General features: G+C 69.0%; 15 protein-coding genes. 11 read left to right on the top strand and 4 right to left on the bottom strand.

The genetic code is table 11. The features are described 5' to 3' along the window. Positions 1-30 precede the first annotated feature (30 nt). A complete protein-coding gene (locus ACZ6ZD_RS33050) occupies positions 31-1,539 on the top strand; it encodes a lectin (protein WP_465678048.1) in 1,509 nt (502 codons plus the stop codon). Here the strand turns inward: ACZ6ZD_RS33050 and ACZ6ZD_RS33045 are convergent. After that, positions 1,536-2,033: a hypothetical protein gene (locus tag ACZ6ZD_RS33045; protein WP_465678046.1), complete on the bottom strand. Its 498-nt coding sequence runs from the start codon at positions 2,031-2,033 to the stop codon at positions 1,536-1,538. The two genes, ACZ6ZD_RS33050 and ACZ6ZD_RS33045, sit on opposite strands and share 4 nt — an antisense overlap. Positions 2,034-2,656: 623 nt before the next feature. On the opposite strand from ACZ6ZD_RS33045, the gene ACZ6ZD_RS33040 reads away from it, so the two are divergent. Together ACZ6ZD_RS33040 and ACZ6ZD_RS33035 are read left to right on the top strand one after the other, a co-directional pair. Next, positions 2,657-4,336 carry a glycoside hydrolase domain-containing protein gene (locus tag ACZ6ZD_RS33040; RefSeq protein ID WP_465678044.1) on the top strand — a complete coding sequence of 560 codons (1,680 nt, stop codon included), beginning with the start codon at positions 2,657-2,659 and terminating at the stop codon, positions 4,334-4,336. 185 nt (positions 4,337-4,521) lie between these two features. Then, on the top strand, positions 4,522-7,422 hold the full coding sequence (locus ACZ6ZD_RS33035) for a S8 family serine peptidase (RefSeq protein ID WP_465678042.1): 2,901 nt from the start codon (positions 4,522-4,524) through the stop codon (positions 7,420-7,422). Between the two features lie 57 nt (positions 7,423-7,479). Here ACZ6ZD_RS33035 and ACZ6ZD_RS33030 read toward each other — a convergent pair whose 3' ends face one another. Beyond that, complete coding sequence (locus ACZ6ZD_RS33030) at positions 7,480-8,799, bottom strand: amidohydrolase (RefSeq protein WP_465678040.1); 1,320 nt, start codon at positions 8,797-8,799, stop codon at positions 7,480-7,482. Positions 8,800-8,803: 4 nt separating this feature from the next. Further along, entirely contained in the window at positions 8,804-9,526 is a 723-nt protein-coding gene (locus tag ACZ6ZD_RS33025; protein WP_465678038.1) for a GbsR/MarR family transcriptional regulator, read from the bottom strand. Between the two features lie 222 nt (positions 9,527-9,748). On the opposite strand from ACZ6ZD_RS33025, the gene ACZ6ZD_RS33020 reads away from it, so the two are divergent. From ACZ6ZD_RS33020 to ACZ6ZD_RS32985, 8 genes are all read left to right on the top strand, one after another. Further along, entirely contained in the window at positions 9,749-10,525 is a 777-nt protein-coding gene (locus tag ACZ6ZD_RS33020) for an alpha/beta fold hydrolase (protein WP_465678036.1), read from the top strand. A gap of 26 nt (positions 10,526-10,551) precedes the next feature. After that, positions 10,552-10,950 carry a hypothetical protein gene (locus ACZ6ZD_RS33015; RefSeq protein ID WP_465678034.1) on the top strand — a complete coding sequence of 133 codons (399 nt, stop codon included), beginning with the start codon at positions 10,552-10,554 and terminating at the stop codon, positions 10,948-10,950. Between the two features lie 87 nt (positions 10,951-11,037). Continuing rightward, complete coding sequence (locus tag ACZ6ZD_RS33010) at positions 11,038-11,682, top strand: alpha-ketoglutarate-dependent dioxygenase AlkB (protein WP_465678032.1); 645 nt, start codon at positions 11,038-11,040, stop codon at positions 11,680-11,682. A 40-nt stretch (positions 11,683-11,722) separates the two neighbouring features. Continuing rightward, positions 11,723-12,670: an ankyrin repeat domain-containing protein gene (locus tag ACZ6ZD_RS33005; RefSeq protein WP_465678030.1), complete on the top strand. Its 948-nt coding sequence runs from the start codon at positions 11,723-11,725 to the stop codon at positions 12,668-12,670. 73 nt (positions 12,671-12,743) lie between these two features. Next, positions 12,744-13,217: a hypothetical protein gene (locus ACZ6ZD_RS33000; protein WP_465678028.1), complete on the top strand. Its 474-nt coding sequence runs from the start codon at positions 12,744-12,746 to the stop codon at positions 13,215-13,217. 119 nt (positions 13,218-13,336) lie between these two features. Next, positions 13,337-14,569: an MFS transporter gene (locus ACZ6ZD_RS32995; RefSeq protein WP_465678026.1), complete on the top strand. Its 1,233-nt coding sequence runs from the start codon at positions 13,337-13,339 to the stop codon at positions 14,567-14,569. 8 nt (positions 14,570-14,577) lie between these two features. Further along, entirely contained in the window at positions 14,578-15,216 is a 639-nt protein-coding gene (locus ACZ6ZD_RS32990; RefSeq protein ID WP_465678024.1) for a pyridoxamine 5'-phosphate oxidase family protein, read from the top strand. A gap of 95 nt (positions 15,217-15,311) precedes the next feature. Beyond that, a complete protein-coding gene (locus ACZ6ZD_RS32985; RefSeq protein ID WP_465678022.1) occupies positions 15,312-16,484 on the top strand; it encodes a sensor histidine kinase in 1,173 nt (390 codons plus the stop codon). On the opposite strand, the gene ACZ6ZD_RS32980 is transcribed toward ACZ6ZD_RS32985, so the two are convergent. Beyond that, positions 16,428-17,642 (bottom strand): alpha-hydroxy acid oxidase, encoded by a 1,215-nt coding sequence (locus tag ACZ6ZD_RS32980; RefSeq protein ID WP_465678020.1) that lies wholly within the window; start codon positions 17,640-17,642, stop codon positions 16,428-16,430. The genes ACZ6ZD_RS32985 and ACZ6ZD_RS32980 overlap by 57 nt on opposite strands. Between the last annotated feature and the right edge of the window lie 29 nt (positions 17,643-17,671).

Raw genomic sequence — 17,671 nt, 5'->3', positions numbered from 1 at the left:
GCTACTCTCCGCCCTCCCAGGAGACCGCCCATGAAACTCTCCCGTCGTACCCTGCTCGCGACCAGCGCGGCGACCGCCGTCGCCGGATCCCTTCCACAGTTCAGCTTTGCGGCCAGTCCGCCCGGTGACGTCGTCGGCAAGGTGACCGTCGGCTACCAGGGCTGGTTCGCTTGCGCCGGCGACGGCGCCCCGATCAACGGCTGGTGGCACTGGAGCCGCAACTGGGGCCAGCCGCCCTCCCCCGGCAACACCGCGATCGTCAGCTGGCCCGACAACCGCGAGTACAGCGCGACGTACCAGACGGCGTACTCGAACCTCGGCAACGGCCAGCCCGCACGGCTGTTCTCGTCGTACGACCAGCAGACCGTCAACACGCATTTCCAGTGGATGCAGGCCAACGGCTGCGACACGGCCGCGCTGCAGCGCTTCAACCCGACCGGCGGCGAAGGGCCGACGCGGGACGCGATGGCCGTCAAGGTGCGGCAGGCCGCCGAGCAGTACGGGCGGAAGTTCTACATCATGTACGACGCCACGGACTGGGCGAACATGCAGTCGGAGATGAAGACCGACTGGATCAACAAGATGAGCGCGTACACGTCGTCACCGGCGTACGCGCGGCAGAACGGCAAACCGGTGATCTGCATCTGGGGCTTCGGTTTCAACGAGCCGAACAAGGCCTGGCCGGCCTCGGTCTGCCTGGATGTCGTGAACTGGTTCAAGAATCAGGGCCTGTACGTGATCGGCGGCGTGCCGACGCACTGGCGGCGCGGCGTCGAGGACTCGCGGGCCGGATACCTCGACGTGTACCACGCGTTCAACATGCTCTCGCCGTGGATGGTCGGCCGGATCCAGGACGTCGCGGGCGCGGATCACTACTACAACAACGTGAATCAGCAGGACCAGGCCGACTGCACCGCGCACGGCATCGACTACCAGCCCTGCGTGATCCCGGGTGATCTGCAGTCCGGGCACCGGCGGCACGGCGACCTGATGTGGCGGCAGTTCTACAACCTCACGCGGGTCGGCGTCCAAGGGCTCTACATCTCGATGTTCGACGAGTACAACGAGGGCAACCAGATCGCGAAAACCGCGGAGAGCGCTTCCTGGGTTCCGAACGGGTCCAACATCCGCGCCCTCGACGAGGACGGCACGGCCTGTACGTCGGACTACTACCTGCGGCTCACCAACGACGGCGGGCGGATGTTCAAGGGGCAGATCCCCTTGACCGCAACGCGTCCGACCGTCCCGTGGCCCGGCCAGGGTCCGGCCGGCGGCGTCACGTTCTACGAGCACATCGACTACGGCGGCGCGGCGTCCTCGCTGCTTGCCAAGGGCAACTACACCCGTGCGCAACTGGTGGCCGCAGGGGTGCAGGACAACTGGGCGTCGTCGGTCCGGGTGCCGGCCGGCTGGACCGTGACGATCTACGCCGAGGACAACTTCGGCGGGCAGTCCTGGGCCCGGACGGCGGACACGCCCAACTTCGTCGTCCTGACCCCGAATGCCAATGACCAGCTGACGTCCTGCCGGATTACCTAGAACAGCTCCAGGCTGTCCCCGGCCGCGGTGATGACCGGGTTCTCCAGGTAGAGACGGCAGGCGATCGCGTGCCCGGCGCAGGTGAGCAGCGCCGGGCCCGCGGCGTCCACGACGCGGTAGGCGACGGGGTGCTCACAGCGCTCGACGGCGCCCTCGTTGCTCTGGTTGCAGCCGAGGATGTGACAGCTGACCGTCTCGCCGACGTTCATCAGCGTGAGGCCGTGATCGGGGCAGACGCCCCAGCCGACGCCGCAGCTCTCGCCGTCGTTCGCGGCGAGGCGAACCAGGCTGCCGGCGGTCGCCTCGAGCTTGCCGGCCAGCGTGCGGAACGTGCTCGCTGCCTGGTCGAGCTCACGACGGAACTCCCGCAGGGCAACGGACTCCGGCATCCCGCGGGTGGCCGCCTCGAGGTTCTCCGACAGCGACATCGCGGCCACCGCGATCTCGTCGACGCGAACCGGGGTACTGAACTCCCCCAGCGCCGGGACCTCCACCCGCCCGATCGGCCGCTCCGACCAATGCGCCTCAGCTACCCCGCCGCTCTCCGCCCCCGAAACGTTCCCAGCCGGAGCGTCTCCGGCCGGAGGGATCTCAAGTGGATTGCCGCCGGTTTCGCGGGATGCCGGAGATGTCTTCCGGAGGCGAGGACGACCGTTTGTCTCCGCCGTGTCGTCGGCCCCGGGCCGACTGTCCTGCGCTGTCCGCCCGTTCATGCAGCCTCACTCCTGTGCCTGGCTCGCGCCATGCCCGCCCCCTGTTTGTACTTCGGTGGCCGATCGTCCCACGTCGTCGCCGGTTCATCCAGAGGAAATCACCGAGCGTCACCCACCGCTCTGCGTCCTTTGCACTGCGCAACGAACCGAGCAACGAATCGCGGCCCCAGACTTTCTCTGGTTCCCGTTCCGGGCGGGCGGCAATCACCGCCGTGCAATTCCTCAACGCTGCTTTAACACTTCCGAACGCACGGTGATTGTCGGTGACAACGGGTCAGCGCGGGCAGCCGTGCACGCAGGACGAACAAACGTGTCGTCTCGGTCGAAAGGGTTGAGTTCCCCCGGTCCCAGGGTTCGACTGTCTCCATCGATTGACCGGACATCCCCGCCCCGGAGGACACGTCATGTATCGATCCCTCGCAGTCATCACCAGCGCCGCGCTCGCACTCGGCGCAGCGACCGTCGTCGGCCCGGCGCAGGCAGCGCCCGGCGAACGGACCATCAACTACCAGGGCTACCAGGTCGCCGTCCCGAAGTCGTGGACGGTCGTCGATCTGGCCAAGGACCCTGCTGCCTGTGTGCGCTTCGATCGGCCGGCCGTCTATCTCGGCACCCCCGCCGCACAGCAGAACTGCCCCGCCCACCTGGTCGGCCGAACCGCGGGCCTGATCCTGGAACCGCTCACCGGTTCCGCACCGCGACCGGCCGCGGTGGCCGCTCGCTCCGGTACGGCGGCCGCGTCGGCGCCGTCCGTCGACGACCAGATCCAGGTCGGTGTCGAGGACGCCGGCGTCCTCGTGACCGCGATCCACGGGACGGCCGAGGAGGCGTCCGTCCGCGAGATCCTCGGTCGCGCCGTGGTGACCTCGAAGGCCAAGGCGGCCAAGCTGGTCGCGCCGAAGGCCGCCGCGGTGGCGCCCGCCGCGGCGGTCGTTGCCCCCGGCACCTTGATCAACCAGCGCGCGTTCGACGCCTGCGCGGCGCCGTCGCTGGGTGCGATGAACGCGTGGAAGGCCTCGCCGTTCAAGGCGGTCGGCATCTACATCAGCGGTGCGTCACGCGCCTGTGCGCAGGGCAACCTGACCGCGTCCTGGATCACGTCGAACGCCAACAACGGCTGGACGTTCCTCCCGATCGACGTCGGTCTGCAGGCCAACTGCACGACCTACAGCCGGAAGATGTCCCTCGACCTCGCCGTCGCCCGCAACCAGGGCTGGGACGCGGCGGGCGCCGCGGCACAGGCGGCGCAGAACCTCGGGCTCGCGCCGGGGAGCGCGATCTACTCCGACATCGAGAACTACAACAGCAGCAACATCGCCTGCCGGGACTCGGTGCTGTCCTACGTCACCGGCTGGACCGAGAGATTGCGCTCTCTCGGGTATCTCAGCGGCGTTTACAGCAGCGCCTCGTCCGGCGGCCGCGACCTGGCCAACGCGGCCGGCAACCCCCGCTGGCTGATGCCGGACCACCTGTGGTTCGCCTGGTGGAACAACCGCGCCGACACCGACGGCGGAACGTACTTCCCGGCCAGCGCGTTCTCGAACCACCAGCGCGTGCACCAGTACATCGGCGACCACAACGAGACCCACGGCGGCGTCACGATCAACATCGACAGCAACTTCGTCGACGTCGCCGGCGACCCGCCGCCGCCGATGCAGAACGGCTCCTACCGGATCAAGGCCGAGGTCGGCGGTTTCGACCTCGACGTCCAGGACTGCCAGTCCGGCAACGGGGCCAACGTCCGGATGTGGGACCGCATCCTGACCAGCCCGTGCCAGAAGTGGAACGTCGTCCGCACCACCGGCAACACCTTCAAGATCATCGACGGCAACACCGGTAAACCCCTCCAGGTCGCCGGTTGCAGCACCGCCGACGCCACCCCCGTCGACCTCTGGGACGACAACGGCCAGGCCTGCCAGACCTGGTCGATCGAGCCGATCATCGGCGGCGCCTACAAGATCATCGGCACCGCCTCCGGCGACTCCCTCGACGTGGCCGGCTGTTCGGCCGCCCGCGGCGCCGACGTCATCATCTGGCCCTTCCACGGCGGCTCCTGCCAGCGCTGGTATTTCAGCCCCGTGTAAGCAGCCGTTCACTTACCGTCGGTAACCGGTCGGACCGGGAAAGCAACTTTTCCCGGTCCGACCGGCTTTTACACCTGTCCGGCGGTGCTTTTGCAGCTTTTGACATCTCGCCCGGAGAAGCGGAGCGGACCGTAATTCTGCAATACTCCGGCCACTGTCACTCTGAGACCCTTGGGGGGGTCCTCTTGAAGTTCCGCCCTGCCCACTTGCTGCGCGTGGCCGTCCCAGCGGCGCTCATCGCAGGCTCGCTGGTCGTGCTGACCAGCTCCTCCGGCTCCGCCGCCGAAGATCTGAAGGCGTACGAGCCGCCGTTCAAGAACCGGCATCTGCCGGTCGGTAAGCCGGCGTACGAGCCCAACGCCGTCGTCGTCAAGTTCAAGAAGTCCGCGACCACCTCGAAGCGCAAGGCCGTGCTCTCGAAGTACCGGACGACGACCGAGGACTCGGTCTCGGACTCGACCGTCCGGATCACCGGCGACACCGCCGCGCCGGAGCTGCTGAAGAAGGTCAAGGCCGACCCCGCCGTCGAGGTGGCCCAGCTCAACTACGTCCGGACGGCGGACGCCGTCCCGAACGACCTCTACTACCCGATGTACGCGCCGGGCTGGGGTCAGGCGAACGCGATGAACACCATCCGGATGCCGCAGGCGTGGGACCTGTCCAAGACCAACGGCAGCCAGATCGTCGCCGTACTGGACACCGGCGTCGACCTCGGGCACCCGGATCTGGCCGGTCACCTGGTCCAGGGCTTCAACGCCCTGTCGCCGGCCCGGCCGAACAACCCGACCGACGACGAGGGCCACGGCACGATGACGCTCGGCATCATCGCCGCCGGCGCCAACAACCAGATCGGCACCGCGGGGATCGGCTGGAACGCCAAGGCGATGCCGGTCAAGGTGCTGAACAGCCTGGGCCAGGGCTACGACCAGGACATCATCGAGGGTCTCGACTGGGCCGTCGCGCACGGCGCCAAGGTCGTCAACATGTCCTTCGGCAGCGCCGTCGAGGACGGCACACTGCTGCACGAGGCGATCAAGCGGGCGTACGCCAAGGGCGTCGTCATCGTCGCCTCCTCCGGTAACAACGGCGGCGGCGAGCTGCGCTACCCGGCGTCCTACCCGGAGGTCATCGCCGTCGGCGCGACCGAGCACGGCGGCGCGCTGACCAGCTTCAGCAGCTACGGCGACTGGGTCGACATCGCGGCCCCGGGCTACCGGATCCTGACCACCGGTTCGCGGGCCTTCACGGACCCGGGCGACGACCCGGTCTGGTCCTGCACCGGCACGTCCTGCTCGGCCCCGATCGTGGCCGGCGTGGCGGCGATGGTGAAGAACAAGTGGCCGACGTACACGCCGGCTCAGGTCGCGGCGCGGCTGAAGAGCACCGCGCGGGACGCCGGCGCCCGTGGCAACGACCCGTTCTACGGCGCGGGCATCCTGGACGCGTACAGCGCGCTCGGCGGCCGCTTCACGACGGACTTCGCCGCGGCCGGTGTCGACGGCAACGACCAGCCGGCGCGGGCGACCGCGATCAACACCAGTGGTAGCGGGTCGGCGATCGTCGAGGGTGACGTGGACTGGTTCAAGGTGAGCGGTGCGGCCGCGACGCGCAATCTGCGGGTGTCGGTGACCGGTCCCCGGTTCGACGAGGCGGCGCAGATGCTGAACTTCGCGCCGCGGGTCGATGTCTACGACAGCACGCTGAAGTCGATCGGCTCGGCGGAGAACCCGTATCCGCAGATCGACCCCGACGGCAACCCACTGTGGGGCCCGCTGACCGCTACGGCCAATGTCAGCGCGCCGGCCGGTGACGTGTACGTCGCCGTCCGGAACTCCAACGGCTCGCGGGACGGCCGGGCATACTCGGTCAGCGTGACCGAGGCCGGTAGCGGTGGCGCGACTCCGGACTCCGACTACCCGGTGCGCGACGCGCAGCCGGCTGACCGCGCGGCCGGGCAGGCTGTTGCCGTGAAGCCGTCGGTGACGTTCGCTCGCGACGTCGACGCGGCCACGGTGTCTGAGTCGACTGTGCAGCTGGTCAACGCCAAGACCGGTGCGGCGGTCGCAGCGACCGTCGCGTACACCGCGGACACCCGGACGGCCGTGCTGACTCCGACGGCTGCTCTGTTCGACAACGTGACGTACCGGATCGTGGTCAACGGAGTAGTAGAGACCGCCGCTGCCGCCTCGCTGTTGAAGTTCAGCAGCGTGTTCACGACCGTCGACCTGGCGCCGCCGGCGCTGGAGACGTTCGACGCGAGCGGGTCGTTCCAGAAGGCCAACCTGGGCTGGAAGATCCCGGCACTGGCCGACCTCGACCAGATCGTCGTCCGGCGCAACACCGGGGGCAAGTACCCGACGCCGACGACCGGCACGGTCGTCTACTCGGGCACGGCGTCCAGCTTCCAGAACGTCGGGCTGCCGCAGGGCGCGACCTACACGTACGTGGCGTGGGTCAAGGACCGCAGCGGCAAGCTGAGCGCCGGTAAGGGCACCCAGCTGGTCGGGGCGAAGTCGGGGATCTCGACGACGTCCACCAAGCTGAACTACGGCGGCACGATCACGCTGAAGGGCAGCACGCTGGACATCAACAAGAAGGCGTACGCCGGGCTGCCGCAGAACATCTACTACCGGCCGGTCAACGGGACGACCTTCAAGCTGCTGAAGAGCCTGGGCTCGTCGTCGACCGGTACGGTCAGCTACGCGTTCAAGCCGCCGTACTCGGCCGTCTACATGCTGACGTTCCCCGGTAACGGCGACCTGATGGGTACGCGGACCAACGACATCACCGTCCTGGTCACGCCGACCATCTCGTCAACGCTGTCGCCGTCGTCGATCAAGCTGGGCAGCTCGACCAAGCTGAGCGGCGTCGTCGCCCCGGCGCACAGCGGCAAGTCGGTGCAGCTGCAGCGGCTGGTCGGCAAGACGTGGACGGCGGCCGCCTCGGTGAAGCTCAGCTCGACCGGCGCCTACGCGTTCGGCATCAAGCCGACCGCCAAGGGCAAGATCGCCTACCGGGTCTACTTCCCGAGCGACGGCGACCACACCCTCGCCTACAGCGCCATCCGGACGCTGACCATCACCTGATGAGTTAGCTCCACCCACAGCACGCCTCGGCCACACCGGCCGGGGCGTGCTGTCGTTCTAGGGGTTGTAATGCTGGACGGCGCCGCGGGACAGGTCAGTAAGCGTGTGGGCAACCGCTCTGGCCTCAGCCAGCGTTTCCGCGAGGTCGAGCGTCGTGAGCTGCCGGTCGCGGACGACGACCTGCCCGGCGACCAGGACCGTGGTGACGTCGGTCGGGCGGACCGAGTAGACGAGCGCTGCGCGTGGGTCGTGCAGGGGCTGGTTGTGTGGCGCGGAGAGGTCGAGGAGAGCAATGTCGGCCTGCCGCCCCGGTTCCAGAGCACCGAGGCTGTCGGGCTGGTTGGCCGCGGCCGCGCTGCCTCGGGTCGCCAGTCGGATGGTGTCGGACAGGGTCATCCACTCGGCGTCGTCCTCGCGGTGCTTCTGGCTGAGGGCGACCAGGCGGATGGCCTCCCAGACGTCGAGCGTGTTGTGGACGGCGGCGCCGTCGGTGCCGATCCCGATCCGGACGTTGGCGGCCTGGAGCTGCTTGATCGGGGTGACCTCGCCCATCGCGAGTTTGAGGTAGACCTTCGGGCAGGTGGCGACCGTCGTCCGGGCGGCATGGCGTTCGAGGATCGGCAGGTCGGCGGCGCGGATACCGCAGCCGTGCGCGATCAGGGCTCCGGCGTCCAGAACGCCCGTCCGGTCCAGGATGTCGATCGGGGTCGCCTGGTGCTTGTCGAGCGAGGCCTGGGTCTGGTCGTCGGACTCGGCCGCGTGCAGGTGGATCCGGAGCCCGTCGGCGCGGGCGACGTCCGCGGTCCGGCGGAGGTCGTCGTCCGAGACCGTGTACGTCGCGTGCGGGCCCAGGCTCGCCGTGATCCGCGGGTGCAGCGTAGCGAGCTCGCGGGTGGTCGCGATGGCGGCATCGATGCCGTCGGCGCCTGCTGATGAGAAGTACGTCGGGGCGAGGTCGGCGCGGATACCGGACTCGATAGCCGCTTGGGCGATCTGGTCGGCGTGGAAGTAGTGATCGACGAACGTCGTCACGCCACCGAGGAGCATCTCGGCACACGCCAGCCGCGCGCCGGCCCGAACGCGCTCCGGCGTCAGATTGACCTCCATCGGCCAGATTCGCTGGTTGAACCAGTCGTCGATCGACAGATCCTCGGCGGCGCCGCGCATCAGCACCATCGGGCTGTGCGTGTGCGAGTTGATCAGGCCCGGCACGGCCAGCAGACCTGCCCCGTCGACCACTTCACCGACGCCCGGGACACTCCCGGTCGGCACGACCGCCGCGATGCGGGAGCCGTCGATGTGGATGTCCTGGGCAGCCGCCACCGTGCACTCCCCCGACTCGGGCACGAGCAGGACGTCGACGTTCTGGATCAACATGCGGTCAACGGTAGGTGCCGCGGGCGGTCAGACGGTCGTGCCATTTCTCCATGGCTTGCTGGAGCGCCTCGCTGACCAGGTCGAGGAGCTCTGCGGACATGCCGAAGCGGTTGCCCGCCGGGGTGGACGGACCGAGGACTTCGGCGGCGTGCCGGGACTGAGCAGCCAGAGCGTTGTTCGTCTGGACGGACGTGAGGACGCTGCGCAGCCAGATCTCGTCGTCGACGACGTAGCGCTCTCGGCGCTCGCCAGGATCGCGTTCGCGGCGCATGATCCCTTGCTGCTCGAGGAAAGCGACGGCGTGCGAGATCGAGGCGGGGCTGACGCGGAGGCGCTGCACGAGATCGCCGGCGGTGAGGGTCCCGGAGTCGGTGAGGTAGAGGCAGGTCAGGACGCGGGCCTCCATCCGGGGCAGGCCCTGGCCGATGAGCAGCTCGGTGAAGGACTCCGCGACGCCGCGGACGGCGTCCGGGTCGCGCCCGTACTCGTCGTCGACGATCGCCGGCGCGGCGGGCTGGAGCTGCTTCTGCCGACGGGCCCGGTCCCGGGTGTCGGCGTCCGCGCGATCGGCGGCGTACCCGTCCGGGCCGCCGTTGCGGGTGACCTCGCGCATGATCGTCGACGCGGGCCGGTCGAGCCGGCGGCCGAGCTCGGCGTACCCGAGCCCCGCGGCCAGGCCCGCGGCGATCTGCCGCCGGTCGTCCTGGGTGAGTCTGCCTCCGGGCATCCGCGCCGGCCTCCTCGTCGTCGTCGGTCCGGCCCAAGTATGCATTCACTCCCAACTCATTGCAATGCGACGCCTTGAACGGCGTTGCGTTTAGCCTCATACTCATTGCAAAAATGCCCTGACTAACGCTTGGATGTGGAATTTTCTGTGTTGACTGATCTTTAAACGCAACATACTGTTCCTGTTGTTCGGAGATTCGCAAACAAACTTGAGGAGCTCGCCATGGCGCAGCTGATGATCCCCGTCGACGACACCGCACTGGCGGCCACCGACACCGGCGGCAGCGGTCCGGCGGTCGTCTACCTGAACGGCGCGTACGCCGACCAGTCGCACTGGCGCCGCGTGATCGCCCAGCTCGGCGACGGGTTCCGGCACATCACGTTCGACGAGCGCGCTCGCGGCAAGTCGAAGCAGTCGGCCGACTACTCGTTCGAGGCCTGCCTCCGCGACGTCGACGCCGTCCTCGCGGCGACCGGCGCCGAGCGGCCGATCCTCGTCGGCTGGTCGTACGGCGCGACCACCGCGGCGCACTGGGCGGCGCGGAACGCCGACCGGGCGGCCGGGGTCGTCTGCGTGGACGGCGCGATGCCGTACGGGCTGACCGGCGAGGAAGGCGAGGAGCGGATCCGGCAGCTCTTCCACAAGATGCGGTTCCTGCTGCCGCTGGTCCGGCCGTTCGGGATGGCCGCCCGGATGTCCGCGGCCGAGCACGCCGAGGTGAACATCGAAATCAACGCGATCGTCGACGCGATCGCCCCCGTCCTCGACCAGATCACCTGCCCGGTCCGGTACGTACTCGCCACCGGCGGCAACCTGGGCGGCGGCAACGAGGAGATGGAGGCCGCCCGCGCCTCCCTCGAGCCGGTCCTTGAGCGGAACCCGAACATCCTGGTCAGCGCGAAGGTGCCGAGCAACCACTCGAAGATCCTGCGCAAGGACTTCGCCGCGATCGCCGACGCCGTCCGCGAAGTGGCCGCACTGACCGCCTCCCAGCACTGATCCCGTAATCCACGAAGGAGAAGCTCATGACCATCACCCTCACCGACACCGACAAGCAGACCCTGCGCACCGCGGCGTACGGCGCCGTCTCGCTACTGGCAGCGGCCAGCCCCAAGCCGCACAAGGTATCGACCAACGGCACCATCGCCCTCACCTCGGCGACCGGTCTCGTCGGTCACGTCCTGACGGCGAAGTCCCGCGACATCCACCTGACCGGCAAGACCACCGCCGAGCTCGCCGACCAGGTCCTCCCCGCGCTCACCGCGGCCGTCGCGCTGCTCACCGAGCACTCCCCCGCCGAGGCCGAGAACTTCCGCAGCACAGTCACCCTCGCCCTCCGCGCCGCCCAGCTCCACCTCGGCGAGCCGAGCCCGGTCACCGTCGACATGGAGCAGAAGATCATCGCGGCCCTCGGCGCCGCATGACCCCGGCCGCCGGCTCACGCCCGGGCAGCGTGAGCCGGCCTCCCGACCGATGGGAACAAATGTTCGAATCTCATGTATGGTGAGGCCATGGGTGCTGATCTTCAGGGCTCGTTGCTGGACATGTTCGAGGACCCGGAGCTGGGGTCTCTCGACGGGGTCACGCGGGCGGAGCTCGGGCGCGGAGCCTGGGTCGACGTGCTGCCGGGGTGGTTGAGCGGGGCCGATCAGGTGTACGAGCGGCTCGCGCGGGACGTGCCCTGGTACGCGGAGCGGCGGCAGATGTACGACCGGGTGGTGGATGTGCCGCGGTTGCTGTGTTTCTACGAGGAGAGTCAGGATCTGCCGTTGCCGATCCTCGACGAGGCCCGGGATGCCTTGAGCGCGCACTACGGCGCCGAGCTGGGCGAGCCGTTCCGGACGGCGGGCCTGTGTTTCTACCGCGACGGCCGTGACAGCGTCGCCTGGCACGGTGACCGGATCGGCCGCGGCGACACCGAGGACACCATGGTCGCCATCCTCTCGGTCGGCGAGCCGCGCGTCCTCGCCCTCCGCCCACGCCCAGGCAGCGTCAGTGGGCCAGTCGGCTCCACCGTCCGCTACCCCCTGGGCCACGGCGACCTCATCGTCATGGGCGGCTCCTGCCAACGCACCTGGGAGCACGCCATCCCCAAAGCCACCGGCCGCATCGGCCCCCGCATCAGCATCCAATTCCGCCCCCGCGGCGTCCGCTGATCACCTGCTGGTTGGACTCTGCGGCTGTGATGATTCCGTGGTGAGTGCACAGGACGGCTGGGCTGGCGTGAAGTGGTACGACTTCCCAGATCTTGCTGAGGTCAGGGCACGGCTTGACGCCGGCGCCGATCCGCAGGGCGGGCCCGGTTGGTGGGAGCCGCCGTTGCATATGGCGGCCGAGCGCGGCTCGGTCGAAGTGGTCGCGGAGCTGGCCGGGCGGGTCGAGGACATCGATGCGCTGACGCATGGGCGGTCCGCGCTGTGGGCGGCCGTCGCTGCCGGCCGTTTCGACGCGGCCCGGGTGCTTGTCGAGGCCGGTGCGGATCCGTGGCTGCCGATGATGTCCGGTTGGTCGCCGGCCCGGCTGTCACTGGCGACCACCGAGCCCGAACTGTTCGGCGCCGGCGGGTCGCTGTCGCCCAGCCAATCGGCAGCGGTTGCCGAGGCCCGACGCATCCGCGGCGTTCTGCGCCCGCCGGGCTTGGAGGGCTTCAGTCTGGCCTGCGTGGGCGCGATCGACGCCGGGGAGGCGGTTCGCCGGCTGGAGGCTACGGTGCTGACCGACAGTCCCGAGCAGCTGCTGGCATCGATCGACGGTGACCCGGAAGACTCCGAGTCACAGCGGACGATGTGGGTGACTGAGGTGCCAGGTGGTGTCGTGGTCGCGCAGCCATGGATGTTCGGAGCACAGATGCCAGGCGTCATCACGGCGCTGTCAGCCGGAACGATCTGTTATGCGATGTACGCGAACGCGAAGAGCGGAAACCAGGGAAGCGTCGCGCGCGATGGACAGCTGATCGGCTGGGACCTTCATCCTGGCGGCGCACCCGACGAGGACGATCCTGATGTCCTGTTCGGCTACCTCTACGAGAATCACGCCGTGGCGTACTGCTACGCCGTCGCCGGCCTCCACCCCCAGGACGACCGCTCGTTCACCGGGCCGCCGGATGTCTGGATCCGCATCGACGCCCGCGACTGGTGGCAGTGAGGTCAGTAGGGCGCAAGCAAACTGGCCTGTGGACAACCCGGAAGCGGGGTCGGAGTCGCGGCATGTTCTTGGTATGACTTTTCTTGATCTCACACCGACCTGGTCCGACCGGCCGCTGACCGATCCTGTGCATGCCGCTGACGTGGTTGACCTGTACGTGTCCGCGGGCGATCGCCACCGGGGCACGCTGGTCGCGATCCTCTGTGATCCGGACGCGCACTTTCGGGCGTCGATCTCGCTGGAGCTGCCCGGCGAGTTCGACGATCTGACCGATGACGATGAGCCGTCCGTCGGCTCCCACCCCAACACCAGACAGCTGTGCTTCACCGCGATGGATCCGGTGATTCCCGCCGTCCAGACCGCGCCTGGGACGCGACTGCTGTTGGCGCTCGGGCGGCCGGGGCCCGAGACCTGCCCCACGCTCGACAGCGAGTGGGCCACGGCCGCTGTCGCCATCTGCCGAGCTGCCCAGGTCCCGCTCCTCGGTTTCTACATCGCTACCGCCAACCACATCTACCAACCGGCCCCGGCGCTCCTCGCGGCGTGATCCCCGCCGCCACCTCCGGCCGGCGCTCGGGAATTGGCCCATGGGATGTGACTTGAAGTGGATCTGCTGGGTGGGCCGCTGGGTCCATAGGCTCGGGGTACCGAGAGAGGGAGAGTGCGATGAACAGCAAGTGGTTGCCGGCGGCAGGGGCGGGGCGCGGGTTGGCGTTGGCGCAGTTGGCCAATGCGGTGGGCGACGGGGCGTTCGTGGTGACGTCGGCGTTGTTCTTCACGCGGGTGGTGGGGTTGTCGGAGGCCGAGGTCGGGCTGGGGCTGACGGTGGCTTGGCTGGTCGGGTTCCTGGCGGGCGTGCCGCTGGGGAACCTGGCGGATCGGCGGGGGGCTCGGGGTGTCGCCGTCCTACTGGCGGTGAGTACGGCGGTGTCGGTGTCGGCCTTCTTGTTCGTGCGGAGCTTCCCGCTGTTCGTGATCGCGGCGATCGCTTATGCCTGCAGCCAGACCGGGTTGACCGCGGCGCGGCAGGCGTTGCTCGCCGGGCTGATCGCGCCGGCAGAGCGGACGCGGATCCGGGCGTTCCTGCAGGCGACGGTGAACGGCGGGCTGGCGGTCGGCGCGTTGGCGGGCGGGGTTGCGCTCAAGTTCGACACGGAGGCGGCGTACCTGACGGTCTTCGCGCTCGATGGTTTGAGCTTCCTGCTTGCCGCCTGGCTGCTGCACCGCGTCCCGCGGGTCGCCGTCAGCGTGCGGGTCGCCGGTGAACCGCGCCTCGCCGTCCTGCGCGACCGACCGTACGCCGTCCTCGCGCTGCTCAACTCGATCATGTTGCTCTTCATGCCGCTGCTCAGCCTGATCGGCCCGCTCTGGATCGTCACCCGGACGGATGCCCCGAGCTGGGCCGTCGCCTCGCTGATGATCGTGAACACGCTCGGCGTCACGTTCTTCCAGGTCCGCGTCGCCCGCGGCGTCCGTGATCTGCGCACCGCCACCAGCTCGATCCGGTACGGCGGCGTCGCGATGCTGGCCGCCTGCGCGGTCTTCGCCGTCACCGCGCTGGACATGAGCAGCTGGGTGGCTGCAGCGACCGTGGTCGTCGCGGCGGCACTGCTGACGCTGGGCGAGATGAAGGCCGCCTCCGGCGCCTGGGAGCTCAGCTTCGGGCTGGCCCCGGCGGACAAGCAGGGGCAGTACCAGGGCTTCTTCGGCACCGGCCCGGCGGTCGCCCGGATGCTCGGCCCGGCGCTGCTCACGACGGTCGTCCTCGGCTGGGGCCCGATCGGCTGGATCCTCGTCGGCGCCCTGTTCCTGGGGACCAGTCTGCTGACTGGTCCCGCCGTAAAATGGGCCGAGCGGACGCGAGCTGTCAGCGTGGACGGTTCGGTCGCGAGCGTCTGAGGAGCCGCATGGACATCCCCGGTCTGGTCGAGGTTACGTCGTACGAGGAACTGCGCGAGATCGTGCCGCCGCCGCTCGGTGCGGCGGTCGACAAGGAGCGCAAGGAGCTGCACCCGCTGGACCGGAAGTGGCTGGCCGCCTCGCCGTTCGTGCTGATGGCGACTGCCGCGGCCGATGGCAGCTGCGACGTCTCGCCGAAGGGTGATCCGGCCGGGTTCACGCTCGTCCTGGACGACACCACGATCGCGATCCCGGACCGGGCCGGCAACCGCCGGGTCGACGGCTTCACCAACATCCTCAGCAACCCGCATGTCGGCCTGATCTACTTCCTCCCCGGCCGTACGGACACGCTGCGGATCAACGGTCGGGCCCGGCTGGTGCGGGAGGCGCCGTTCTTCGACCAGATGATCGTCAAGGGGAACCGGCCGCAGCTGGCGCTGCTGGTCGAGATCGAGGAGATCTACCACCACTGCTCGAAGGCGTTCCTGCGCTCGAAGCTGTGGAAGCCCGACAGCTGGGACGTCGACGCCGCCCCGAGCCGGGCCGAGCTCGCGCAGGCGCTGGAGCGTCGGGACGCGTCGCTCGAGGAGCTGCAGAAGTACTACGGCCAGGAGTACGAGGACAAGATCTACGACGTCAAGTACTAGTCGGGTCGGTGAGTGCTCGTACGCCGCCGGGCGCAGGGCGATGTACTCCGTGGCGACGATGACACCGGGCGGCGGGGGCCGTACGGTTCCGTAGTGTGAGCAGCACGGTGTGGGCGCAGGTTCGGCGGATCGCCCTGCCGTTCGTGCTGTCCGTGATCAGTGTGGCCGGGTCGTTCGGCGCGGCGAACAACAACGAGTACGCGCGGCGGGACCCGGACTGGCTGATGGTCGTGCTGGTCCTGATCGGGACGGTGTCGCTGTACTGGCGCCGAACCCACCTGATCCCGGTGCTCTGGGCAACGGTCGGCGCGACGCTCGTCTACATGCTGCTGCAGTACCCGTACGGCCCGGTCATCTTCGCGTTCGTGATCGCGGTCTTCAGCACGATCCGGCTCGGTCATCGCGTCATGGGCTGGTCGGCGCTGGCCGCGCTGTACATCGGCCATGTCGGCGGGCGGATCGTCCTCGGCATCAACGAACAAGGCGTCTACCAGATCCTCCTGGTCGGCACGTGCTTCGTCGTCCTCGGGTTCGCGGCGGAGTTGTTCCGCGCGCACCGCGACCGGGTGATCGCGGCGGACCGCACCAGGCGCGAAGCCGAGCTGCGACAGGCCAGTGAAGAGCGCCTGCGGATCGCGCAGGAGCTGCACGACGTCGTCGCCCACCACATCTCACTGATCAACGTGCAGGCCTCGACTGCACTCCATCTGGCCGACCGGCAGCCCGAACAGGCCGCACCGGCGCTGGCAGCCATCAAAGAGGCCAGCAAGGAGGCCCTCGTCGAGCTGCGCTCGATTGTCGGCATCCTGCGGCAGACGGATGAGTCGGCGCCGAGGCAACCTGTTCCCGGGCTGGACCGGCTGGAGCATCTGGTCAGCAGGACGGCGATGGCGGGGCTCGAGGTCCACACCGACGTGCACGGTGCGCCGCAACCGCTTCCGACCGGGCTGGACCGCGCAGCGTTCCGCATCATCCAGGAGTCGCTGACGAACGTCGTCCGGCATGCCAACGCGACCACGGCGACGGTCCGCATCCAGTACGGCGCGGAAACGCTGACTCTGCAGGTCGACGACAACGGGCAGTCGCTGGCCGCTCCCCCGGTCGAGGGCAACGGCATCGTTGGGATGCGTGAGCGTGCCACCGCGCTGGGCGGCACACTCACGGCAACCCGCACCCCCAACGGTGGTCTGCGGGTGGTCGCCGTACTCCCGTTAGCTGGGGAGGCGGACCTGGGAGGGGTTCAGGTCGGCGACGCTGGCCGCGCCTAGCAGCGCCATGGTCCGACGGACCTCCTTGGTGAGGATCTCGGCCGCACGGGCGACACCGCGCTCGCCGCCGGCCATCAGGCCGTAGAGGTACGCGCGGCCAACCAGACAGGCGTCTGCGCCCAGAGCGATCGCAGCGACGATGTCCGCGCCAGAAAGGATGCCGGTGTCCAGATAGATCTCGGCGTCCCGGCCGATCGCCTTGCGGACGTCGGGCAGGATGCGCAGCGGCGTTGGTGCCCGGTCGAGCTGACGGCCGCCGTGGTTGGACAGGACGATCGCGTCCGCACCGGCATCGACCACGCGCCGGGCGTCGTCCACGGTCTGGATGCCCTTCACGATCAGCGGACCGTGCCAGATGGACCGCAGCCAGGCCAGGTCCTCGATGGTCATCGTCGGGTCGAACAGCTTGTCCAGCAGCTCTGCGACCGTACCGTCCCAGCTGGACAGCGAGGCGAACGTCAGGGGCCGCGTAGTGAGCAGGTTGGCCCACCAGGCCGGATGCATCGACGCGTCGAGCACTGTCTTGGCAGTGAGCGACGGCGGGATGGTGAACCCGTTGCGGACGTCGCGCAGCCGCGCACCGGCGACCGGGACGTCGACTGTCAGCATCAGCGCCTCGTAGCCGGAGGCGGCCGATCGCTTGACCAGATCCTCGCCGGAGTCGCGGTCCTTCCAGACGTACAGCTGGAACCACTTGCGGGCATCCGGCGCGGCCGCGGCGACGTCCTCGATGGAGGTGGTGCCCATCGTCGAGAGCGCGTACGGGATGCCGATCTGCTGCGCGACCTTGACGACGGCGCTCTCGCCCTCGTGGTTCATCATCCGGGTGAAGCCGGTCGGCGCGAACGCGAACGGCAGCTCGGAGCGGGCGCCGAGGATCGTCGTCCCGAGGTCGATCTCGGAGACGTCGCGCAGGATCGACGGCTGCAGCTCCATCTCGGCGAACAGCTGCCGGGCGCGGCGCAGACTGATCTCCGCCTCGGCGGCGCCGTCGGTGTAGTCGAACACCGAGCGCGGCGTCCGCCGCTTGGCGATCGCGCGCAGATCGGCGATCGTGAGCGCCTTCTCCAGCCGGCGCTCGGTCGGGTTCACCGTGATCGGCTTGGCGCGCAGCAGCGGCTTCAGCTCGGACCATTTGGGTAGCTGTCGATCGGTCATCGGGTACTCCGGGAGCAGGCGTCCGTCGT

The sequence above is a fragment of the Kribbella sp. NPDC104218 genome (assembly GCF_055584105.1).
This window is presented reverse-complemented; position numbering and strand designations above follow the sequence as displayed.